This window comes from uncultured Abyssibacter sp., assembly GCF_964000955.1.
Taxonomy (GTDB): Bacteria; Pseudomonadota; Gammaproteobacteria; order Nevskiales; family OUC007; genus Abyssibacter.
The window spans coordinates 22,822-45,737 of sequence record NZ_CAXFCL010000218.1 but is presented as its reverse complement, the minus strand read 5'-3'; the positions used below and the strand labels follow the sequence as shown (position 1 = coordinate 45,737).

General features: G+C 65.0%; 20 protein-coding genes. 14 read left to right on the top strand and 6 right to left on the bottom strand.

Features of this window, described 5'->3' with window-relative positions; all coding sequences use genetic code 11:
• Both ABNS06_RS10810 and ABNS06_RS10805 read right to left on the bottom strand, forming a co-directional pair.
• The coding region (locus ABNS06_RS10810) for a S8 family peptidase (RefSeq protein WP_348674603.1) at positions 1 to 1,080 on the bottom strand (1,080 nt) is incomplete at its 3' end.
• A gap of 122 nt (positions 1,081 to 1,202) precedes the next feature.
• Positions 1,203 to 4,340, bottom strand: a complete 3,138-nt coding sequence (locus ABNS06_RS10805; protein WP_348674602.1) for an HD domain-containing phosphohydrolase — start codon at positions 4,338 to 4,340, stop codon at positions 1,203 to 1,205.
• 714 nt (positions 4,341 to 5,054) lie between these two features.
• On the opposite strand from ABNS06_RS10805, the gene ABNS06_RS10800 reads away from it, so the two are divergent.
• Together ABNS06_RS10800 and ABNS06_RS10795 are read left to right on the top strand one after the other, a co-directional pair.
• A complete protein-coding gene (locus tag ABNS06_RS10800) occupies positions 5,055 to 6,179 on the top strand; it encodes a hypothetical protein (protein ID WP_348674601.1) in 1,125 nt (374 codons plus the stop codon).
• Positions 6,180 to 6,373: 194 nt separating this feature from the next.
• The gene (locus tag ABNS06_RS10795; protein ID WP_348674605.1) at positions 6,374 to 6,934 is read left to right on the top strand and encodes a pseudouridine synthase; all 561 of its coding nucleotides are present in this window, start codon (positions 6,374 to 6,376) and stop codon (positions 6,932 to 6,934) included.
• On the opposite strand, the gene ABNS06_RS10790 is transcribed toward ABNS06_RS10795, so the two are convergent.
• The 3 genes from ABNS06_RS10790 to ABNS06_RS10780 all read right to left on the bottom strand — a co-directional run bounded on the left by ABNS06_RS10790 (position 6,895) and on the right by ABNS06_RS10780 (position 9,961).
• The gene (locus ABNS06_RS10790) at positions 6,895 to 9,015 is read right to left on the bottom strand and encodes a molybdopterin-dependent oxidoreductase (RefSeq protein ID WP_348674600.1); all 2,121 of its coding nucleotides are present in this window, start codon (positions 9,013 to 9,015) and stop codon (positions 6,895 to 6,897) included. The two genes, ABNS06_RS10795 and ABNS06_RS10790, sit on opposite strands and share 40 nt — an antisense overlap.
• A gap of 71 nt (positions 9,016 to 9,086) precedes the next feature.
• A complete protein-coding gene (locus tag ABNS06_RS10785; protein WP_348674599.1) occupies positions 9,087 to 9,626 on the bottom strand; it encodes a TlpA disulfide reductase family protein in 540 nt (179 codons plus the stop codon).
• The gene (locus tag ABNS06_RS10780; RefSeq protein WP_348674604.1) at positions 9,623 to 9,961 is read right to left on the bottom strand and encodes a DUF2237 domain-containing protein; all 339 of its coding nucleotides are present in this window, start codon (positions 9,959 to 9,961) and stop codon (positions 9,623 to 9,625) included. The genes ABNS06_RS10785 and ABNS06_RS10780 overlap by 4 nt, the downstream gene beginning before the upstream one ends.
• Between ABNS06_RS10780 and ABNS06_RS10775 the strand changes: the two genes are divergently transcribed.
• Both ABNS06_RS10775 and ABNS06_RS10770 read left to right on the top strand, forming a co-directional pair.
• A complete protein-coding gene (locus ABNS06_RS10775; protein ID WP_348674606.1) occupies positions 9,878 to 10,102 on the top strand; it encodes a hypothetical protein in 225 nt (74 codons plus the stop codon). The genes ABNS06_RS10780 and ABNS06_RS10775 overlap by 84 nt on opposite strands.
• Before the next feature lie 99 nt (positions 10,103 to 10,201).
• Positions 10,202 to 11,419: a hypothetical protein gene (locus ABNS06_RS10770; protein WP_348674598.1), complete on the top strand. Its 1,218-nt coding sequence runs from the start codon at positions 10,202 to 10,204 to the stop codon at positions 11,417 to 11,419.
• Between the two features lie 78 nt (positions 11,420 to 11,497).
• On the opposite strand, the gene ABNS06_RS10765 is transcribed toward ABNS06_RS10770, so the two are convergent.
• Entirely contained in the window at positions 11,498 to 12,277 is a 780-nt protein-coding gene (locus tag ABNS06_RS10765; RefSeq protein WP_348674597.1) for an SDR family NAD(P)-dependent oxidoreductase, read from the bottom strand.
• Positions 12,278 to 12,414: 137 nt separating this feature from the next.
• On the opposite strand from ABNS06_RS10765, the gene ABNS06_RS10760 reads away from it, so the two are divergent.
• The 10 genes from ABNS06_RS10760 (at position 12,415) to ABNS06_RS10715 (ending at position 22,912) form a co-directional block, all read left to right on the top strand.
• The gene (locus tag ABNS06_RS10760; RefSeq protein ID WP_348674596.1) at positions 12,415 to 13,641 is read left to right on the top strand and encodes a CoA transferase; all 1,227 of its coding nucleotides are present in this window, start codon (positions 12,415 to 12,417) and stop codon (positions 13,639 to 13,641) included.
• A 27-nt stretch (positions 13,642 to 13,668) separates the two neighbouring features.
• The gene (locus ABNS06_RS10755) at positions 13,669 to 13,959 is read left to right on the top strand and encodes a hypothetical protein (protein WP_348674595.1); all 291 of its coding nucleotides are present in this window, start codon (positions 13,669 to 13,671) and stop codon (positions 13,957 to 13,959) included.
• 15 nt (positions 13,960 to 13,974) lie between these two features.
• On the top strand, positions 13,975 to 15,474 hold the full coding sequence (locus tag ABNS06_RS10750) for a class I adenylate-forming enzyme family protein (protein WP_348674594.1): 1,500 nt from the start codon (positions 13,975 to 13,977) through the stop codon (positions 15,472 to 15,474).
• 116 nt (positions 15,475 to 15,590) lie between these two features.
• Entirely contained in the window at positions 15,591 to 16,601 is a 1,011-nt protein-coding gene (locus ABNS06_RS10745; protein WP_348674593.1) for an AraC family transcriptional regulator, read from the top strand.
• A 27-nt stretch (positions 16,602 to 16,628) separates the two neighbouring features.
• On the top strand, positions 16,629 to 17,945 hold the full coding sequence (locus ABNS06_RS10740) for a cytochrome P450 (protein WP_348674591.1): 1,317 nt from the start codon (positions 16,629 to 16,631) through the stop codon (positions 17,943 to 17,945).
• 28 nt (positions 17,946 to 17,973) lie between these two features.
• Entirely contained in the window at positions 17,974 to 18,819 is an 846-nt protein-coding gene (locus ABNS06_RS10735) for a glucose 1-dehydrogenase (RefSeq protein WP_348674590.1), read from the top strand.
• 5 nt (positions 18,820 to 18,824) lie between these two features.
• On the top strand, positions 18,825 to 19,145 hold the full coding sequence (locus ABNS06_RS10730; RefSeq protein WP_348674588.1) for a 2Fe-2S iron-sulfur cluster-binding protein: 321 nt from the start codon (positions 18,825 to 18,827) through the stop codon (positions 19,143 to 19,145).
• A 63-nt stretch (positions 19,146 to 19,208) separates the two neighbouring features.
• A complete protein-coding gene (locus ABNS06_RS10725; RefSeq protein ID WP_348674586.1) occupies positions 19,209 to 20,942 on the top strand; it encodes an FAD-dependent oxidoreductase in 1,734 nt (577 codons plus the stop codon).
• Positions 20,939 to 21,766 (top strand): enoyl-CoA hydratase-related protein, encoded by an 828-nt coding sequence (locus tag ABNS06_RS10720; protein ID WP_348674584.1) that lies wholly within the window; start codon positions 20,939 to 20,941, stop codon positions 21,764 to 21,766. Before ABNS06_RS10725 ends, ABNS06_RS10720 begins: the two co-directional genes overlap by 4 nt.
• A 27-nt stretch (positions 21,767 to 21,793) precedes the next feature.
• The gene (locus ABNS06_RS10715; RefSeq protein ID WP_348674583.1) at positions 21,794 to 22,912 is read left to right on the top strand and encodes an NAD-dependent epimerase/dehydratase family protein; all 1,119 of its coding nucleotides are present in this window, start codon (positions 21,794 to 21,796) and stop codon (positions 22,910 to 22,912) included.
• Positions 22,913 to 22,916: the final 4 nt, after the last annotated feature.

Below are 22,916 nucleotides of genomic sequence, written 5' to 3'. Positions count from 1 at the left end.
CGGCGCGAAGATGTCGACACAGGTTCCGTGGTTGGAGAAGCTGGACTCGTCGTCGGCGGAGTCCGTCGATCCGACCGTGAACGCGTTGACCGCCGCTGCCGGCGAATGGCCGCAGGCATCGGCGTTGTCGTTGCCCGCCGCGACCACGGGCAGGATGCCCGCGTCGAACAGCGCGTTCGCGGCGGCATCAACCGCTGCATTGGAACCGCCGCCGAGGCTCATGTTGACGACGGCAGGTCGCTCGGCGTTCTCGGCGACCCATTCCATCCCGGCGATGATGCCGGAGAAGGCGCCGCTTCCCGCGCAACCCAGAACGCGGATCGGGTGCACCGTCGCCTGCTTGGCGACTCCATAGGTGGTGCCGACTGCGGTTCCGGAGACATGCGTTCCGTGGCCGTTGCAGTCCTGCCAGGCGTCCGGATCCGGCTGGTAGCCGAGCAGTTCCCAGATTCCCGCGAGACTGAGTATGAGCAGGGAGTCGAGCCCGATGGGACCGTCGTTCACGAAGTTGCGGCCAGCACCCACGCGCCCCGCGAACTCCACGTGGTCGGGGTTGATCCCTGTGTCGAGCACATAGACATGCACCCCGGCGCCCGCGCTGTCCGGATAGCTGTATTCACCATCCATCGGCAGTGACAGCTCGTCGATGCGATCCAGCCCATAGATAGGGGAGGCCTGGGTTGCCGAGACCGAGACCAGCTCGTCCGGGGTAATGGAGGCGACCAGCGGCATGCGTTCCAGCGCCGCGACCTGCTCGTCCGTCAGTACGGCCGCGAATCCTTTCAGCACGGTGTCGTAGGTGTGGTAGGCCGGGTCCGCTCCGATCAGCGACAGCGTCGACTCCACGATCTGCCCCACCAGCTGGAGGCCGAGAATGCCCTCGTTCAGCTGGACGATATACGGCTTGGGACCGGTGTCCTGAAGGCTGTCCACCACCGAAGTGCTGTCGACCGGCGCCTCCAGCGACTCGGGCGATTCACTGCATGCGGCCAACATGGCGGTCGCCATGCCCAGGATCAATCCGTTGCGTCCAATGGCCGACAATCTCTGTCGGAACCGATTCGTAACCTGGTTGCTCATTGCGTGTCCTTTCTGCGTTGTCCACCCCAGCAAGAACGGACGCTAACAGAAGATCATCCCGCAAAGTGGCCGGATCAGGACATTGTCATCATGAAGCCACCCGTGCCTGGGCCTGACGTCGCTCAGGCGGCTTTGGACGCTCTCAGGTATTTGTGTACATCGACGGCGTCGGCCTGATCGGTCGGGAGGAATCGTCGGGCATAGTCCAGGTACACGCCGGACGAGAGAAACAGTTCGAAGACATCCGCGTCGACGTGATCGTCCTCCACCATCTTGTGGAGGATGTCGATGGCCACGCTGACCGGCTTGGCCTTCTTGTAGGGGCGGTCGGCGGCGGTGAGCGCCTCGAAGACATCGGCCAGCACCATGATGCGCTCGGGGACCGACAACTCGTCGCGGTTCAGGCGTCTGGGATAGCCGGTGCCCTTCATGGTCTCATGGTGCGTCGAGGCGTAGCGCGGCACTCGCGCCAGCTCGTCGGGCAACGGCAACTCGTCCAGCATGCGGATGGTCGCGATGATGTGCTCGTTGATCTTGTAACGTTCTTCCGGTGTCAGCGTGCCGCGCGCAATGAGCAGGTTGTGGACTTCGCCGTGGTCATAAAGCCATTCTGGAATGTCCATCCTGATTCCCAGCCTGGGGTCGAAGTCCGTGGAGTGGTGGCGCGGAATCCGATGCTCCGGGCGGTCGATCAGGATCGGTTCGCTGACCGGCAGCGCGGGCTCGTTGCCGATCAGACGGTTCTCCTCCAGTGGCGACAGACCGATGCGATTGGACAGGTGCCGAGTCCACCGCCTCTTGGCGATACGCAGCAGGCGCTTCTTGTGTTCGTCGGTCAGGAACTCACCACCGACATTCATGCGCGCGACAAAGGCGAAATCGTCCTTGATCGCAGCCTGTTCGGTGTCCCGAGCTTCGCGTAGCGCCGGTTCGTCGTCGGGGTTTTCGACGCGGCGTTGCCAGTACCGAAGTTCGGCGTCGCGCAGCAAGACCTCGAAGCGGGTCCGGATTTCGTGAATGCGGTTGTAGATCGTCTCCAGCTTGGAGCCCTTGTCGACCACGTGCTCCGGCGTGGTGATCTTGCCGCAATCATGCAGCCATGCCGCCACCCTGAACTCGCGCCAGGCCTCGTCGGAGCCGAATGCAAAGTCGCGGAATGCCGGTGCCCGGGAGGCTTCGGCCCGTTCGGCCAGCATCATCGCCAGCTCGGGCACACGCTCGCAGTGACCGGCCGTGTACGGCGACTTGTCGTCGATCGCCTGGCCGATCAGCCGGATGAAGGAATCCATCAGGTCCTGCTGTGCCTGTTCGTGCTGGTGAATCGATCCGGCCATGTCGTAAATGGAGCGGGAGAGCCGATCGATTTCCGCGATGCGGCTGAACCGGCGACGCACGCTCTTGAAGTCGCGGGCGCGAATCTTGTCGTTTTCCTCTTCGAGCTGACGAATCGCGTCGACCACGGGCGACCCCAGCAGCCAGGCGAGCGGGATGAGCAGCAACAGGAAGCCCAGGCTCGCGGCGATGGACAGCCGCACCCGGTGCATCGCCGGCGCGAGTACGGCGCGGTGCGGCACCACGGCGGCGAAGTAGTCCTGCCCGACGCGGGTCAGGTAGATGAAGCGTTTTTCGCCCCCGAGCTTGACCGCATGCAGCTTGTCCAGGGCGCCCGCCTGACGAGGCAGGCGAAGCAGCTCCGCGTAGGGCACGGCGCCACCCTCACGGCTGACTGCGGCTGTTCCCGTCAGCCAGCGCTCATCCAGTGTCTGCAACAACGCGGGGGGCAGCGCCGCGATCGCCTTGTCGAAGAGATCACGCAGGGCGACGTTGTTCTCCGAGAATACCAGGCGCAGGTCGCTGGGCGGCGTGAGTCCGCCGAACTGCAGGTTGTCGTGGTACTTGACGTCGTCGATGAAGTACTGCGCCGCGATGTATTTCAGGACGGCCGTGTTATCCAGCCCCGCGTCGGCCCGGCCATCGAGAACGGCCGTGAACAGCTCACGGGCGTTGCCGACCTCAATGATGTCCTGCGCGGGAAATTGCGCGGCGACGAACCGGGTAATCGACCAGCCGCCGGGGATCGCGAGCCGTTGTCCGGCGAGCTCGCGGATGTCCCGGATCGCGGGTTGGCCCGGCCGCGTGATCAGCGAATAGGGCAGGGTCGCGAAGGGTTGGGTGAACAGGCCATACGCCTCGGTCGCCGGAGACCGATAAACCGGTTGCAGCACATCGATGTCACCCTGTCGGAACAGCTCCACCAGTCGCGACCAGCTGTGTCCGTTCGCAAAGCGCAGTTCGATCCCGGTGACGGCGGAGAGCACGTGCAGGATATCGACGCTGTAGCCCGCCGGTTCGCCTTCGGCGGCAAAGTCCACGGGAGGCCAGTCAAGTTCGTTGGTCACCGTCAGACGCGGATGCGCCCGGATCAGGGCTTGTTCCTCTGGTGTCCACGAGACCCTGGGCAACGGGGTGGGCATTGTGGGTGTCCGTCGGCGGTGGTTTGACGCGACCAGCTCACCGGTGGGCTGGTAGAGGAACACGTCACCGTCGCCGGTCATCTGCTCGACCAGACTGTCGGACAGCGTGGCTCCGGCGACCAGCGCGGCGATGACGGTCGCGCTGTCCGGCAGTCGCAGGGCGTAGGCCCTCCCCGAGATCATCAGGTCGGTCAGCAGATGCGGGGGCGTTGCGGTGACGACGGCTTCGGATGCGTGGTTTCGCCAGGGCAGCAGGCTGGACGGAGGTGCCGCCGCAGGTGCCGTCGTACGGCGGGTTTCCCCCGCGTCATCGAGATAGGCATCGCGAGCGCCCCTGACGTCGTGGCGGCGAACGAACCAGGCCTCGTCAGGTCGGGCTTTCAGCGTGTCACGCAGCACGCTGGCGCTGTCCAGACGCACCACGGTGACCCGTTCTCCGCTGTCAAAGGCGGCGGTCAGGCCGGACACCAGCGGCTCGGATTTCAGCAGCGCGATCAGCAGGCTCGGGATGTCGTCATCCGCCGCACCGCTGGCGGTGAGGTGTCGCAACTGCGCGGCCAGCAGACGCACGGTCTGAGTGGCATCGGCTTCGGCGTCCGCGAGCAGACGACCGATCTCGGCGGCATTGGCCTGAAACTGCGCCCGCGCCGTGTCCCGCGCCATCCCGGTCGCGAACAGATATTGCAGACCGAGTGCGACTCCGGCCGTGAGCGCCGTTGCCATCAGCAGGATGGATATCACCGTCACCCGGACTGGCACGCGCAGGCGACGGTAACGGCTGTTCAAGTTGGTTTTCCCCGATTCTTGGTGTAAATCCCCGGTCTGCTTCTGGCGCAGAGGTTCCCTTCGCCGCGATATCGATGACCTGACGGTCCTCGCATGTGCTCGGCGTTGATTTGATTAGACCCCAAGGTGACGGGGGGCGGCAACGCCAAGCTGCGTGTTTAGCTCATTTCAGGCCGGTTGGCAGGCCGAGCGAGGATTATTCCCGGCGAGTGTTCCGGGTTGCCGTGGTAAGGAGTTGGGCAACGTTTCCGGGAACTAGTACTTCCGAAGCAGTCCGCTATTTATTGCGATGAAGCTAAACCGCGTAGCAATCCAGCACGGAACTATCTCATTGCTGCTTGTTGTTCGGCCGCCAACAGATACTCCTCGGTGCGGTCGGTGGTTGCGATTTGACGGAGCCAGCGGGCTCGTAGCGTCTTTGTATCGTTTCCGGTGCAGTAGCTGGCGTTGAAAATGGTGAGGGCGCCAGTTGCATCGGAGTCGGGCCTTTCCGTCATGGGGTGTAAAATTGAGAATGCCGTGTCGCTCGAAATCAACGGCGCGAAGATCGATAAGCCAGCTGTTGGGAGCAATTGTCATTGATCGGTCTGGGGTCACCGGCCAGCATCGGCGCTCATTCAACAAGGCAGGTGTGGCGTTATGATTTGGCCATATAAGTGCGTTTAATTCCGTCCTGCCCCGCGGCTTGGCGTTCTTCTCGAGTTATGTCTATTCATGAGAAATTTACTGATTGGCGGTGTTGGACTGTTGTTGAGCGCTTGTGCTTCCAATCCCCCAGAGCCGCTTCAACCTCCCGCCGGTGTGCAAGCCGAACAATGGCCTGCTGTGTCCATCTTTCGCACGCGGCCGAGCGAGGAAGTGGTGGAGCTCTGCGAAGAAAGGGATGGGGAGATCTTTTTCGACTGTATCCGGCACGATGTTGACCTGACCCATTACCGGTCTGCCCTCGAGTCCGCGGGGAGCTTTCAGGCTGTGGAGGTCGCGAATCGTGACGTCCCGTACTCGGTCTCCATCTCCGTCGTGCGGCTTCAGGAATCGGACATGAAGGACATGGCCAACGCTATCCTAGCTGGAGGCACGCTGCTGTTGATCCCGTTCCGGGAGACCGCTGATTCGGTGGCCGATGTGGTGGTCGCATGGAATGGCTTGGAACTCGCGCGATACCAATATGATGTCGAATATGCCCGTTCGGGCGGCCTGCTGACTGGGCCAGGGTTCAAGAAGGCGGACATGCGAGTCGCCAACGACGTGATGTCCCGGTTGCTGGTCGACGCGAGCGATGACGGCGTCTTCGAACCTGAGTTCGTGGGCAGGACGCTGAAGGCGAGCGACTACTCGGCGGAGTGGCATCCGCCGGAACGGATCGGTTCGTTCGCGCGGACCGAACTGGTGATCTTCCCGCATCCGTTCGACGGTGCGTCCTATTCCTATGAGCATCCCACGTTCGCCGACGTGACGCTCGACCTGTTTGCGTACCCGATCCGGGAAACCGACTGGGCTGATGCGTCCTCCATTCTTGCCGACGAGGCCGAACGCGTCCGCAAGATCATCACGTTGATCGCCCGGGAAGCCGATTGGCCGCTGCCGACGTTTCAGCCCGATCAGATCAGCAGCGTCGACGGGCGCGACGTGCTCTGTTTCGATGCGATGGTCAGCGTGACCGAGCAGGACCAGGCGTCGTCAGTGACCTGCCTGTCGATCGCCGAGGACAAGTTCGTCAAGCTGCGAATGACTGGGTCGCAACTGGTCAGCCACGATGAACTCGCGCAGGCCCTGGCCAATACCCGCGTACCCGGCGAATCCATCTTCATGGCGAAGGTGCGGCTGGAGTCGGATTAAACTTCGACGCCCTCCCGGGCGGCGGATCGTGACACCCGCTCGGAATGGGCGGGGCGGGCGGACCGGGTTTAACCTGCGGTCTGATCCGACATCCGGTTCTGACCGGTTTCATCTCTGTTCTCATCATGGCGAGTCCCAGCAGACCCAGGCGAAATGCTCGGGCGCGGCCAGGCCGGCCGGGCACCGGTCAGTTGATCGCGTTCAACAAGCCCTTCGGAGTGCTGAGTCAGTTCTCTGATGCGGACGGCCGCCAGACGTTGAAAGACCACATCGACTTGCGTGATGTGTATCCAGCAGGGCGGCTGGACAAGGACAGCGAGGGGTTATTGCTGCTCACGAATGATGGGCGCCTGCAGGCCCGTATCGCCGATCCGGCGCACAAGCTGGCGAAGACCTACTGGGTGCAGGTGGAGGGTGAGCCCTCGGACGATCAGCTCGCCCGGTTGGCTGCCGGCCCCGATCTGAAGGATGGGCCGACCCGACCCGCGACCGTTGCGCGGATTGATGAGCCCGAACTCTGGCCGCGGAATCCGCCGGTTCGATTCCGCAAGTCCATCCCCACTACCTGGCTGGCGCTGACCATCCGGGAGGGCCGCAATCGTCAGGTGCGAAGAATGACGGCGGCCGTCGGCCTGCCCACCTTGCGTCTGGTGCGCGTTCGTATTGGACCCTGGGAACTGGATGGCCTGGCGCCGGGTGACTGGCGCAACCTGGATCATCCGGGGCGCTCTATACCCTGGCGCGCCGATAGCTGAACGGGGATGCCGGTCATGTGTGCCTGGTTGCTGATGCGCTCGTAGCTGCCCGGTCCGCTGGGTAGCAGCCGGTTGACGTTCACGCCAGGGTGTCGCTGCGCCACCCGCATGCCGGGTGTTTTCTGGTTGCCCCAGCCATGTGTCATCGCGACCACGCCGGGTCGCAGGGTCTCGTCCAGTCGCACGACGCAGTCCAGGCGCCCCCAGTGATTGCTGAGGCTGGCCGGCTGGCCCTCCGCAAGCCCGAGTCGGTCGGCGTCGTCCGGGCTTACATGCACCGGATTCTCAAGCTGCGCCTTGCGCTTGAGCGAGGGCGCGTTCTGAAACCAGCTGTTGTGCATGTAGGGCGTGCGCAGACTGATCAGCTTGAGCTGGTCCGGCGCTTCGCTCCGCAGTTCATCAAAGATGTCGCGGGCGCGATCAATCGGCGCGGCGAAGATCGGCGGGCAGCAGTCCACCCGCTGGTCGTCGGTCTGGATCCAGGTGTCATAGAAGTGACCGGGCTCCGGAGGTGGCAATTCGGCGACGCCGTGCGGCGCCGACCGGAGCCGCTCCAGCGTCAGGTCGCTGGTCGCGAGCATGTGTTCCAGCCGATCGAATTTTGTCCGTTCGGCATCCGGCGGCAGCGGCGCGATGCCCATTGCCTCCGCGATCTTGCCGAGAATCCACCACTCCTCCCGACGCTGGTGTCGTGGTGGAACCACCGCGGGTGTGTACTGCACGAACGGCCTGTGCTGCATGCCCAGGCCGCACATGTTGATGTCTTCCCGCTCCAGCATGTCGGCGCTGGGTAGCAGGAAGTGCGCGTGTTCGCCGGTGGCGTTGCGGAACAGGTCGATCACGATCAGCAGGTCGAGCTGGTCGAAGGCGGCGCGCAGACGTTCCTCGCCCGCGACCGATAGCAGCGGGTTGCCGGCCATCACGATCAGTGCCCGTATGGGCTGCTCACGGGCTTCGATCATGTCCGCGAGCAGATTGCCCGGCAGGGCACCGAAGATGTGCCGAAGCGGTCCGAATTCGCTTTCGAAGAACGGGTCGGGCTGACGCACGCGTCCGGCCTTCGTGGCCGGATAGAAGCCGGGCGCGTAGCGGTTGCCGCCAGGGCGATCCAGGTTGCCGGTGACGAAGCTGAGCATCTGCAGCAGCCAGTAGCAAAGCGTGCCCTGCCGTCCCATGTTGACGCCGGTGCTCATGTGCACGCAGGCGGACGGCGCGCGGGCGAAGGCCAGGGCGGTCTCCCGGATCTCGTCAGCCGGCAGTCCCACGACCGGTGCCACCACATCAGCGGGGTAGTCGGCAATGAACGCCCGCAGGCCGTCGACATGCTTTCCGTGCGCCTCGACAACCGCTTCGTCGAACAGGCCGGCCGCGTCGATTTCGTGCAGCAGGGCCGCCATCAGGTACGCATCGGTGTCGGGGCGAATCTGCAACACGTCACCGGTGCCCGGCGTGGCGGATTCGATCCGGCGCGGGTTCACGAATCGGATGGTCGCGCCGCGCTGGCGGGCGGCCTTCAGCACCGCCATCGGATGCGGGATGGAGATGAAGCTCATGTGCGAGACCGCGGGGTTCTCGCCGAAGATCAGCGCGTAGTCCGTGCGCTCCAGATCGGGCACGGGGTGCAGCGTCGCCGTGCCGAATACCCCCTCGGCTCCGGCGAACTTGTTGGAGCAGTCCTGCGTGCCGGAGTTGAACAAGCGATCACTGCCGATCGCCTTCATCAACTGCAACATGGCAGGGGTGGCCAGCGTACTGAATGCCGCGGGGTTGCCGATGTAGGCGGCCACGGAGCGTGGACCATGGCGTTTGACGATGTCGCCGAGACGGTCTCCCAGCTCGCCAAGCGCGGTGTCCCAGTCGCAGGGTTCGAACCGGTCGCCCACTCGCCGCATCGGCTGGTTGAGCCGGTCCGGGTCGGCATGGACCTCGGCGAATCGCAGTCCCTTGTGGCAGGCGAAACCGCCGGTGACCGGGTGCTCGCGGTCGGGTTTCAGGCTGCGGAGTTCGCCGTTCTCCACCTCGGCTCTCAGGCCGCAGGAGGGTTCACAGATTCGGCAGAAGGTCGCTACGGATTCTGTCATGTCGTCTCCATCGGGCCGTCTCGTGTGCCCTTGTTTCGCGGAAGCTGCCCGGCCGTCGCCGGATTGCTAGCCTACATCGCATCCACCACGGGTTTCTGCAATTCGGCCGTGATCTCTGCCAGCAGGCCGTCGAGCGCCCTGTCGGTGTAGCCCACATGGTGGCTGACGATCCGGCCGTCCCGACCGATCAGGAACATGTTGGGGATCCGGTCAACCTCGTATTTGCCGGCATTGCTGCCATCGGCGTCCTGCACCAGCCGCAACGGCAGCTCGGAGAGCGCTTGGGCGAGTGCCTTGAAGCGACGGACGTCCTCCTTGTAGTTCACCGAGACGACCGACAGATCCAGCTCGCGCTCATCCGCCACACCCTGGAGGCGGGCGAGCATGGACATCTCGTTGAGACAGGGGCCGCACCACGACGCCCAGAACGTCAGGACCACCACATGTCCACGCATGGCCGCGAGGTCGGCAGCCACGCCATGCTGATCGGTGCCATCGAGTGGGGGCGGGAATTCACCCGGTTGTGGAGGCGAGGCCGCCGAGCCGAACGTGATCAGACCCCCGATCAGCAGCAAGGCGAGCCGGCGGGTCGGCAATCGCTTCGCCGTCATGAAATGTCCACCGCAAGCGATTTGAGGTCGACGAGCCGGCAGGTCTGCAACGCCAGCATATCCGTCGCGGCTAGCACGACCCGCGGGGCGCAGCCGGCATCGAAGGCCTCCTGCCAGCGTGCCGCGCAAAGACACCATTGATCGCCGGGTTTGAGACCGGGGAAGCCGAATTCCGGCCGCGGGGTGGAAAGGTCATTTCCACGACCCGCCGAGAACGTCAGAAAGGCCTCGGTTACGCGGACGCAGACGACATGTCGTCCAATATCGCGAACATCGCCGCGACAGCAACCGTCGCGAAAGAAGCCGGTCTTGGGGTTATGGCTGCAATCGGCCAGTGGTTCGCCGAAAACGTTGCGCGGGCCGTCTGGTCGCTCATCCGGGGCGCTGTCGAAAGCCATGGCAGTGTCCTCGATTGCGGTGAACTTGCTGGCAGGATACGCGCCCCGGGCCGGATGGTGCTGCTGGATCGCGGGTGATCTGTTTCGAGGGATCCGGCCAGCGGCGCTTCAGTCAACGGGGTTGGTAAGGTGTCCCTCCCAACTCGCTGGCAGACCAACCCAGGAAGCATTGATTCCATGCGTGCCGTTCTCTCGTTCCTGTTGCTCGTCGCAACCCTTGCCGGTTGCACCCTCATCCAGTCGAAGCCCGACACTCCGGCCGAGGAGAGACCCGCTTTCAATCTCTTCTACACCGTCTGGATCAAGCCGGAAGAGAAGGTCGCGACGGTGAAGATCAGCCTGACCAGGAATCCCGAGTGGGTGAACTGGATGCGGTTCTACGTTGATGGCGATCGCCACGGCGAATTCCTGAGCAGCGGCGAGTTGCTGATCGAGGGCGATGAAGTGTTGTGGACGCCGCCGGACGAGGATGCCTGGCTGCAATACGACGTGCGGCTGGAAAGCCGGCGCAGCAATGGCCGGTATGATGGGTACATCACTGACGACTGGGCCTTGTTTCGGGCGGACGATCTGGTGCCCCCGGTTCGCACCGATTTCAAGGACGGGACGCAGTCGCGAGCCAAGCTCGAGATCAACGTGCCGGAGGGCTGGTCCGTCGTGACCCGGTATCCCCAGTACACCAGCGGCCGGTTCAAGGTTGATGACGAGGACCGTCTGGTCGATCGCCCGACCGGCTGGTTGGTCATGGGGCGGATCGGCACGCGACGGGAAACCATTGGTGGCACGAAGGTGACCGTGTCCGGGCCCGTGGATCAGGGTATCCGGCGCATGGACATGATTGCCTTTTTGCGCTGGACGCTTCCGACCATGCAGGACCTGTTTCCCGGGTTTCCGGATCGGCTGCTGATTGTCAGTGCGGATGACCCCATGTGGCGTGGGGCACTCTCGGCGCCCAACTCGCTTTATCTGCACGCGGATCGCCCCATGATCAGCGGCAACGGCACCAGCACCATGATTCACGAGCTGGTTCATGTCGCGATGAGTGCCCGCGGTGGTCCGAAGGCGGACTGGATCGTCGAGGGGCTGGCCGAATTCTATTCGCTGGAGGTGTTGCACCGCTCCGGCACGCTGAGCACCGAACGCTACGAGGACGCCCACGAGGAACTCGCCGAGTGGGGGCGGCAGGCCGATTCCCTGGAGGTGGACCGCTCACACGGCCCCATCACCGCCAAGGCGGTCGCCACGCTGCGCAGCATCGACGCGGACATTCGCGAACAGAGTGGTGGCAAGCGCAGCCTGGACGACGTGTTGCGTAGCCTGGCGGAGCTCGACGGTGAGATCACCCGCGAGAAGTTCGCGGAGCTGGTCGATCAGGCCCGGGGAACGTCGGGTTGATGGCGCCAGTCACCAACCCGAATCGCGGCCGTCTCGGGCGCCGGGCGCCGGGCGCCAAGCGCCTGGCAAACCCGGTCGCTAGCGCGGCTGCATCCGGATCGCTCCGTCCAGGCGGATGGTCTCGCCGTTGACGTAGGTGTTGCGAACCAGTTCCAGGGCCATGCTGGCGTATTCATCCGGATGGCCCATGCGCGGGGGGAACGGCACCATCTTGCCGAGTGAATCGATCATCTCCTGCGGTGCCCGGCTGAACGCCGGGGTGAGAAAGACGCCGGGCTGAATGGTGTTGCAGCGGACGCCCTCGCGGGCGAGGTCACGGGCGATGGTCAGGGTCATGCCGACGATGCCGGCCTTGGCCGCGGAGTAGGCGGCCTGGCCGATCTGGCCTTCGGTGGCCGCGGCCGATGCCGTGTTGATCAGCACGCCGCGCTCGCCATCGATCGGGTCCAGTTCCAGCATGCCGGCCGCGGACCGGGTGATGCAGCGAAAGGTGCCGACGGTGTTGAGCCTGAGGACGAACTCGAACTTGTCGGTCGGGAACTGCTTGATTTCTCCGGTCTTCTTGTCGCGCTTGACCGTCGGGATGGCGTTGCCACCGCCGGCGCAGCAGATCAGCGCCCGTTCCTGACCCAGGGCCGCCCGCGCCTTGGCGAACGCGGCGTCGACACTGTCGTCGGAGAGCACGTCGCACTGGCAGAACAGGCTGCCGGTCTCCGCCGCCGCCTTCTCGCCGACCTCCTCGCTGAGATCGAAAATCGCCACCTTGGCACCGGCGGCGCGCAGGGCTTTCACGGTTGCCAGGCCGAGGCCGGATGCACCGCCCGTCACGACGGCGGTGAGAGTGGAATCGATCTTCATGCGGTCTCCTTGTTCTTGGTTTTCGAGGGCGATCAGGCAATGCGCCCGCGGCGTCACTTGCGCCACTATGCAACAACGGTGTTGACTAGTTATGATAGCGTGCAACAGCGCAATAACGAAACGACGGAGGAGAACCCATGACGCAGGTCATGAAGGGCGTCAGAGTGCTGGAGTTGGCTCAATTCACGTTTGTGCCGGCCGCGGGAGCCATTCTTGCGGACTGGGGCGCGGACGTGATCAAGATCGAGCATCCCCAGCGTGGCGACACCCAGCGCGGCTTCGTGAATCTGGGCGGCATGAAGATCGACCCCAACCGCCACACGATGATGGAGCACGCCAACCGCGGCAAACGCAGCGTCGGCGTCGACATTTCCAAGCCGGAAGGCATGGAGGTGATCTACGAGCTGGCCAAGACCGCGGATGTCTTCCTGACAAATTACCGTCCGTCGCAGCGGCAGAAGATGAAGTTCGATGTCGAGCACATCCGCGCCGTGAATCCGAACATCATCTACGCACGCGGCAGCGCTTACGGTGACAAGGGTCGTGAACGCGACGTCGGCGGTTTCGACGGCACGGCGTTCTGGTCGCGTAGCGGCATCGGCCACAACATGACCCCGGCCGAGATGGATGGACCGCTGATGCAGGGCATCCCGGCCTTCGGCGATTCCATTGGTGGCATGAACATCGCCGGCGGCATCTCCGCGGCACTGTTCCATCGCGAGCGTACTGGCGAGGCCATCGAACTGGATGTCTCGCTGCTCAGCACCGCGTGGTGGGCGGCGGGCACGGCGGTGGATCAGTTCATCGAGGCCGGGACGATCATGCGCAACCGCATGCCCCGGTCCGGCGGCAATCCCGGCAACCCGTTCACCGGCAACTTCAAGACCTCCGACGGCGGCACGATCAATCTCTGCATCCTGACGCCCGGTCCGCTGATTCGCGACACCTTCGAGCATCTGGGCATTCCCGACGCCGCGGACGATCCGCGCTTCCAGGACGCCAAGGGGCTGATGACCAACTGGGAGGCGGCCAGCGAGCTGATCACCAAGGCCTTTTCCGAGCAGCCGTTCGAGTACTGGCGCCAGCACCTGAAGACGATGAAGGGTCAGTGGGCGCCGATCCAGAGCCTGCTGGACCTGTCCACCGATGAGCAGGCGCTGGAGAACGACATGCTGTTCGAGGTTGATTCCGTGGACGGCGGCGCGCCGCTGAAGCTGGTACGCGGGCCAGTGCAGTTCAACCACGCACCCGTGAGCACCACCCGCGCCCCGCAGGCTTCCGAGCACACCGAGATCGTGCTGATGGAGATGGGCCTGGAATGGGATCGCATCGAGAGCCTGAAAGCCGGCGGCGCCATCGCCTGACGCCGGTCCGACTACCTAGAGAAGAACATGAAACCAGGAACGAGACTGAAAAGCGCGGCCTGCGACACCGAGGTCATGGTGATTCGCGGCGCCGATGTCGCGGTGATGTGCGGGGGCGCGCCGATGGGGGATGCCAAGCCCGACGCGCCAGCTGAGCTGGACGCTGGCTTCGCCGAGGGCACGCAGATGGGCAAGCGCTATGTCGACGAGGCCGGACGCGTCGAGCTGCTGTGCGTCAAGGCGGGCAAGGGTTCGCTGTCCATTGACGGTGAAGTCCTGCGTCCCAAGGAAGCCAAGACCCTGCCGTCGTCCGACTGACGTTTTCCGCTTCCGATGAATATTTCGCTACTGCTGCAGATGGCGGCCGACGCCGACCCGGACCGGGTCGGGCTGGTCTGTGACGGACGTCGCTGGACCTATGGCGAGCTGCTGAAGGCTTCCAAGGGCGCCGCCGTGCTATTCCGCGACAGCGGTTGCTCGCACGTCGGCCTGCTCGACGAGAGCAGCGAGGCCGCGGTGCTGGCGCTGTTCGGCGCCGCGATGGCCGGCATTCCCTACGTGCCGCTGAACTACCGTCTGGCCGATCCCGATCTGGCCGCGCTGCTGGGGCGGATCGCGCCCGCGTTCATGATTGGTGATGTCGAGCGGATTCAGCGTCTCGACGGCGATTCGGGCCATCGCCTGAACACGCGGGCCGATTTCGTCGCCGCCGCCGAGGCGGCCGCCGGCGACATCGAGGTCGCCGACGAGGCCGGCGAGGGCATCGCCGTGCAGATCTTCACCAGCGGCACCACCTCGGCGCCCAAGGCGGCGTTGCTGCGGCACGCCAACCTGGCGTCATACATCTTCGGCACCGTGGAGTTCTGTTCGGCCTCGCCGGACGACGCCGTGCTGGTCAGCGTGCCGCCATATCACATCGCCGGCATCGCGGCGCTGCTCAGTTCGGTGTACGCCATGCGCCGCATTGCGCTGCTGCCGGCCTTCGAGCCGGACGCCTGGCTGTCACTGGCGGCCTCCGAAGGCGTGACCAACACCTTTGTCGTGCCGACCATGCTGGCGCGAATCATCGCCCGCATGGACGAGGGCCTGAAGCCGGATTTGTCAGGCCTGCGGGCCATCGCCTACGGCGGCGGCAAGATGCCGCTGGAACTGATCGAACGGGCGCTCCAGCTGTTTCCGGACACCGATTTCACCAACGCCTACGGGCTGACCGAAACCAGCTCGACCATCGCCCTGCTGGGGCCGCAGGAGCACCGCGCGGCCTTCGAATCGGATGATCCCGACGCACGGGCGCGACTGGCCTCGGTGGGGCGGCCGCTGCCGACCATCGAACTGGAGATTCGCGACGAGGAAGGCCGGCCGCTGCCGGCTGGCGAGCGGGGCGAAATCTACGTACGCGGCGAGCAGGTGTCCGGCGAATACCGCGAACGCAAGGCGCTGGATGCCGACGGCTGGTTCCCGACGCGGGATGCCGGCTGGCTGGACGGGGAGGGCTATTTGTTCCTCGCCGGCCGCGCCGACGACGTCATTGTCCGCGGCGGCGAGAACATCTCGCCGTCCGAGATCGAGGAGGTGCTGCTGGGGCATCCGGCGATTGCCGATGCCGCGGCGGTGGCCGTGCCGTCCGCCGAATGGGGAGAGGCCGTCGGCATCGCCGTGGTCGCGCGCCCCGAGCAGGTGGCGCCAGCCGAGGACGAACTGCGCGAGCTGATTCGGGCCCGGCTGCGGTCCTCGCGGGTTCCGGAGCGCGTCGCCGTGCTCGACGTGTTGCCCTACAACGAGATGGGCAAGCTGCTGCGGCGGGAAATCCGTGCTTTGTTTGCCAATGGCTAGTTGAGAAACCCTGCGCGAAATGTCGATCGGATCGCGCGGCGAGGGGGGACGGATTCATCGCCCCCTCAGAGCATGCTGTAACCGGCCGAAGAGCCGCTTGGAGAGGAGATCCCAAGATGACCGAGACAATCTTCGCGTTCGACAAGCATAACTACGTCGAATGCCAGTCGGCCTACCAGGGGCCGAACAATCAGGACTACTACCTGGGGGATTACAGCATCGAAGGCGGCGCCTTCGTGGACGTGCGTGCGGACAAGCAGAACATCGGTTCCTGCTCCATCGCCCTGCTGCGGTCCCGTTCGCGACTGTTCTTCCGGCGCGCGTTGTCCCACATCCGCCAGGATGGTGTCGACGTCACGGTGCTCTGGTTTGTCCGGCGCGGGCGGCTGCACATTTCTCACCAGCGCGGGCACAGCATCGCCGGGCCGGGTGATTTCGCGATCACCAAGTCGAGTACGCCGTTCACCATCGAGTGCCTGACCGACGACACCGGGCGGCACGAGGTGTTTCACGTGATCCTGCCGACCCATGTGTTCCGCCGTTTCATCATCGACGACTTGCGCACCGGGTTCTGCGTGGGCGCGCACGGCGACGAGTTTGCCGCGGCCCAGCACATCCTCAGGGACTTGTACGAACGGGAGTTTTCCGCGTCTGTGTCCGAACACATGATGGAAAGCGCGTTGATGCTCATGGCCGAAGTCCTGCGCGGTCACGACGCCGGCGCGGTGCGGCTGCGGTTGTCGGATCAGCGACTGGCCGATGTCCTCAAATACATCGACGTGCATCTGTCCGATCCCAAGCTCAGCGTCGCCACTGTCGCCGAGGGCTGTGGCATCTCCGAGCGCTACTTGTCCCTGCTGCTGCAACGCAACGGCACGCCGTTCGCCAGTCTGGTCTGGGACAAGCGTCTGAAGATCGCGAGCAACTGGCTCACGTCACGTGATTCGCAGCAGCTGTCGATCAGCGAGATCGCCTACGGCGTCGGCTTCAAGTCGCCGGCGCATTTCAGTCGCATGTTCAAGCGCGTCTTCAAGCTGAGCCCGCGCGAGTACCGCGCCGCCAATCCGCATCCGGTGGCCGGCAAACCCACGAGTCGGGTGGCGTCCAGCGTCTGCACCCTGCAGTAATCCGACCGAAACCTTCGAGGCTGACTCATGCAAATCAGCGAAACCGGGCAGACGCAGGGCGGCTGCCCCATCGACCACAACGCGATCTCGCTGGCTGACGCGACCATGGCCGATCCGGTCCTGCGGGCGCATCCCAACGCCTACTACGAGGCCCTGCGCCGGGAAGACCCGGTGCATTTCGACGACAAGCTGAACATGTGGCTGGTGTCGCGTTACGAGGATGTCGTCACCGTCCTGCGTGATCCGATCACCTTTTCCGACAAGCTGGGCTACGAGGCCATGTACGCCAGCGGTTATTTCGAGGAGTTCAAGCAGATCCTCGACCGCGACGGCGGCGGTTTCTTCCCCGACGTGATCAAGGACGATCCACCGGCGCATACGCGGGTCCGGCGTCTGCTGGAAAAGGCGTTCACGGCGCATCGCGTCGCGACGCTGGAACCGGCCATTACCGAGACCATCGTCGGCTTCATCGAGAAGCTGGCGGACCGCGCCCAGGACGGGACGGTTGTCGACGGCGTCAATGATTTCGCCGTGCCGCTGACCATTTCGGTGATCTGCGAGCAGCTCGGCATCGGGCAGTTCAACGCGGAGAAGATCCAGCGCTGGTCCGGTGCCGTGACCGCGCAGATATCCAAGATGCAGGACCGCGAGGCGATGATCGAGAACGCCAAGCTGATCTGCGAACTCCAGCATTTCATCATTCAGGAGATGAAGGACCGCGAGGCGAACCCGCGTGAGGACATGATCTCCGACCTGGTCCATGCCAAGACCGACGACGGCGGCACGCTGACCTTCGCCGAGGCGGTGTCGCTGGTGCGGGCGATGATCATCGCCGGCAACGACACCACGGCGACCGCGATCGGCAATCTGCTGTTCGTGCTCGCGACGCAGCCCGAGGTGGCCGAGACGCTGCGCGCGTCCGTGGATGACGAGCGCGCGCTCAACCGTTTCGTCGAGGAGTTGCTGCGGCTGGAGCCCCCGGTGCGCGGTCTCGCCAAGATGACCATCGAGGAGGTCGAGTTGGGCGGAACCAAGCTGCCCAAGCACGCGCATGTGCTGGTGCTCTACGCCTCCGGCAACGATGACGAAACCAAGTTCGAGTGCCCACGGCATTTCGACCATACGCGTCGCAACATCGCGCAACATGTCGCCTTCGGCGTTGGCGTGCACCGTTGCGTCGGCGCGTCGCTGGCGCGAATGGAAATCAAGGTTGCCGCGTGCGAAATCATCAAGCGCTGGGACAACATCAAGCTGGCGATTCCCGTCGAGGAACTCACCTACCTGCCGACCGTGGCGACGCGCTCTCTCGAGCGCCTGCCGATGACCCTGTCGCGGCGCGCCTGATTCGAACGGATTCATCACCGAGGACCGCATGGCTCAAGAACTCACAGGGAAGGTGGCGATCGTCACGGGTGGCGCCGGGGGCATCGGCGCGGCGACCGTGGAACTGTTCGTGGCGGAAGGCGCCCGGGTGGTCATCGCCGACGTGGCGGAGGAGGCCGGTGAAGCGCTGGCGCAGAAGCTCGGCGATGCCGCCGTGTTCCGCCGCGTCGATGTCGCGAAGCAGGACGAGGTGGAGGCACTGGTCGCTTTCGCCATCGAGCATTTCGGCGGGCTGCACATCATGTTCAACAACGCCGGCGTGTCCGGGAACATGCATGACCGCTTTCTCAATGACGATCTGGCCGACTTCCAGCGCGTGGTCGGCATCAATCTGTTCGGCGTGATGGTGGGCATGCAGGCCGCCGGCCGGCACATGGCCGAGAACGGCGGCGGCGTGATCATCAACAACGCGTCCATCGCCGGTGTGCTGCCCGGGCATGCGCTGATGAGCTATCGCGCGACCAAGGCGGCCGTGATTCACCTGAGCAAGTCCATTGCCATCGACTTCGCGGAATACGGCGTGCGGGTGTGTTGCCTCACACCCGGCCATATCCGCACCGAGCTGACCGCATTCAAGCAGCCGGGCATGACCGACGAGCAGGTCGCCCGGGTCAAGGCGGCGGTCAGCCCGGTCATGGATTCGAACATGCCGCTGAAGCGGCACGGCAAGCCCATTGACGTTGCCAACGCGGCGCTGTATCTCGCCAGTGACCGCGCGGCTCAGGTCACCGGGGTCGTCTTACCGGTCGACGGCGGCATCACCGCCGGAGACCCAGTCAATCATCTGAAAGAGATCATGGAGGCCCGAACCCGCGCACTGGCGGTGGAGGGATAGAAGCAATGAAAGTGACATTTGTGCAGCTCGACGGCGTCGAGAAAACCATTGAAGCGGTAGAAGGCGAGACGCTGATGGAGATTGCCCGCGACAACGGTGTCGACGGCATTCTGGGCGATTGCGGTGGTTCCTGTTCCTGCGCCACCTGCCACGTCTACGTCGACGAGCCCTGGCAGGCGACCGTGGGCAAGCCGGATGACGTCGAGGAGATGGCCCTGGAAATGGTCTACGACGTCATGCAGGAGAACAGCCGGCTCTGCTGCCAGATTCAGCTTAACGCGGAAACCGACGGTATCCGCGTCAAGGTCGCGCCGGGCGAGTACTGAGCCGCCCGCGCAAGCCGAAGAGCAGGACGACATCGCCGGAGATCACCGGCGGGGGAGACAAGGATGAGTGCAACTGAAACCTACGATGTCGTGGTCGTCGGCTCCGGCGCGGCCGGTGCCACGGCGGCGCTGCGAGCGCACGAGCAGGGCCTGTCCGTCCTGCTGATCGAGAAGGCGCACAAGTACGGCGGCACCTCGGCCACGTCCGGCGGCGTGATGTGGATTCCCAACCACGGCCTGGTCGAGAGCGACGACAACAAGGACAAGACGCTGGAATACCTGCGCAGCCTGATCAAGGTGCCCGTGCAGGAAGACCGGCTGCATGCCTATCTGGACAACGGGCCGGAGATGGTCCGCTTCGTCCAGTCCACCGGGGTGCCGATCTTTCCGGCGCCCTGGCCGGATTACTACACCGACGCTCCGCAGGCCCGCGCCGATCGCTCGCTGGTCAGCGACACGCTGGATGGACGCGAACTGGGCGACAAGTTCCCGCTGATGCGTGAGCAGTTCACCCGCTTCAAGCTGATGAACCGCTACGCCATGGACCTCGGCGAGTTCTTCACGATCTCGACCAAGGGCCAGGGCTGGATCAAGGCGATCCTCAAGATCATGTGGCGCTACTGGACGGATTTCTCCACCCGCCGCATGACCCGTCGCGATCGTCGCTTCACCCAGGGCGGGGCGCTGATGGGCCAGCTGTTCAAGCAGATCTTCCAGCGCGGTATCGAAGTCCGGCTGGATACGCGTCTGGACGAGTTGAAGGTCACCGACGGTCGCGTCAGCGGCGTGCGGGTCAGCCATTTCGGCCGCGGCTACGAGATCGAGGCGAAGCAGGGCGTGATTCTCTGTGCCGGCGGGTTCGAGTGGAACCAGGCGCTGCGCGATCGCTTCTTCCCGGTGCCGGGCCTGACCCGTCACAGCAGCACGCCCGAGGACGCCAACCGCGGCGAGGCGCTGATCGCCGGCATGGATATCGGTGCGGATACCGAGCACACGCAGGCCGGCTGGTGGATTCCCACCATGCACATGCCGATGCCGACGACCTCGAACTTCGAGGAAATCCATCAGGCGGCCTTCGATGTCGGCCGGCCGCACAGCGTCTGCGTCAACCGCAACGGCCAGCGCTTCGTCGACGAGGCCTGCAGCTATGACGACTTCGGCCAGGCGATGGTCGATGATCAACTCAAGACGGGCGCGAACACGCCCTGCTGGCTGGTGTTCGACGCGACCTTCCGCAGCAAATTCACCGCGGGTGGATTCATGCCCACCGCGCTGATGCCGGACAGCCGGATTCCGCCGGACTACTGGGATCACTACATCTTCCGCGCCGACAGCATCGAGGCCCTGGCGAAGAAGATTCACGTACCGGTGGATGCGCTGAAGGGGACCGTTGCCAACATGAACGCCTATGCGCGCTCGGGCGAGGATCCGGAATTCGGTCGCGGCAACAACGCCTACGACCAGATGTTCGGTGATCCGACCGTGACGCCCAACCCCTGCCTGGGCCCCATCGACAAGGCGCCGTACTACGCGGTGGCGATCAATGTCGGTGATCTGGGCACCAAGGGCGGGCTCAAGTGCGACGCCAGCGCGCGGGTCGTCGACGGCAATGGCCAGCCGATCCCGGGCCTTTACGCCGCCGGCAACAATTCCGGCAGCCCGTTCGGCAACGTTTATCCCGGAGCCGGCGGCACGATCGGGCCGGCGATGACCTTCGGCTTCGTCGCGGTCAACCATATCGTCGCCAGCCGGTCGAACACGGCTGCCGAGGCCACCGACGTTGAGGCCGTGGCATGACCGACGGCGCCGCCGCGCCGCCGCGCCGCTACGACACGCTGGAACTGACGCGTCAGGGCCGACGCCTGACCATCACGCTGAACCGGCCTGACACCCTCAACGCGGTCAACCTGCGCATGCACGAGGAACTGGCCGAGGTGTTCGTCGAGGCCGCGGCTGATCCGCACTCCGACGTGGTCGTGCTGACCGGCGCCGGCCGTGCGTTCTCGGCCGGTGGCGATCTCGACCACATCGCCAAGAACGCGGCGAACCCGGATCTGTTCGACGAGGAAGTCCGGCTGGCCAAGCGCATCGTGTTCGCGATGCTGGACCTGGACAAGCCGCTGATCGGGCGGCTGAACGGCCATGCCGTCGGGCTGGGCGCCACGCTGGCGCTGTTCTGCGATGTGCTGTTCGCCGCCGAGCACGCCAAGATCGGCGACTCCCACGTCGTCGTCGGTCTGGTTGCCGGCGACGGTGGTGCGGCGATCTGGCCGCAGCGCGTCGGGCTTGCCCGCGCCAAGGAATACCTGCTCACTGGCGAGCTGATGCCAGCCGCCGAGGCCGAGCGCATCGGTCTGATCAATCACTGCGTGCCCGCCGACGAACTCGACGCGGCGGTGGACGCGTTCTGCGACAAGCTGCTGGCCGGTGCGGTGGGTGCGATTCGCCGGACCAAGGTGCTGTTGAACCTGGAACTCAAGCGCGTCGTGAACACGGTGATGGACGCCGGCATCGCCTACGAGGCGCTGACCGTGCGCTCCGCCGATCATCGCGAGGGCGTTCGGGCCTTGCAGGAAAAACGCAAACCCAGGTTCGGATCGTCAGGCGACGGCGAGTCGTAGGGCGCCGGGGGCGAACCCGTCGGCCCAATGACGGCTTCCGCTGAATCCACGACCGTGCTCGTGACCGGCGCGATGGGGCAGCTCGGGCGCCGTCTGGTCGAACTGCTGCTGCGCCGCGGGCATCGCGTCGTGGCGCTGGACGTGCCGAACGAGGCCACGCGGGCAACGGCCGCCGACTGGGCGCGGCGATTGGCCGGTCGCGGCGGCCTGACGACGGCCTTCGTGGACCTGCTGGACGCCGACGGCGTGAATGCCTGCCTGCGTGAGACCAGACCCTCGGTCGTCATCCATCTGGCGGCGATCGTTTCCCCGCCGTGCTACCTGAATCCGCGGCTGGCCAGACGGGTCAACGTCGAGGGCACGCGCAACATCGTTCGAGCCTGTCTGGACTGGGCCCGGGACGCCCTGTTCGTCGAGGCCTCCAGTTCGGCGGTCTACGGCTCGCGCAATCCCTATCGTCATCCCGAACGGATCACCCCGCGGACACCGGTCAACCCGGTCGAATGCTACGGGGAAGACAAGGTGGCCGCCGAGGCGCTGGTGGCCGACAGCGGGCTGCGCCACGCCATCCTGCGGTTGGGCGGGATCATTTCGTCCGACGCTGTCGGCAAGGCCGGTCCGGAGTACTTCCTGCTGATGCGTGCCACGCCCGGTGACAACCGGGTCCATGTGATCGACGTCCGCGATGCCGCCGTGGCGTTCGCCAACACGGTGGAACGCGCGGATGCCATCGACGGCAAGGTCCTGCTCATCGGCGGCGACGACAGTTGCGTGCTGCTCCAGCGCGACCTGGAGGACGACGTGATGCAGGCCCTGGGGCTGGGGCGGCTGGGTGCGTCGGCCAGCCTGCCGGGTGATCCGGAGGACGACCGTGGCTGGGGACTGACCGACTGGTTCGACACTCGCGAATCGCAGGCGCTGCTGGACTATCAGCGGCATCGCTGGGACGAAACCCTGGCCGGGCTTGCCGAATCGCAGGGTCGGCGTCGATGGCTGCTCCGGTTGCTGGGCCCCGCCGTGCGGGCGGTGTTTCGGGGTTTTCTCGGCGCGCAGCGTCGCTGGGAGCGTCGCGGACCCTACGCTGATCCGTGGGGGCTGGTCGCGAGCAAGTACGGGACGGAGGTACTGGCGCCGACCCGGTTCTGACTCG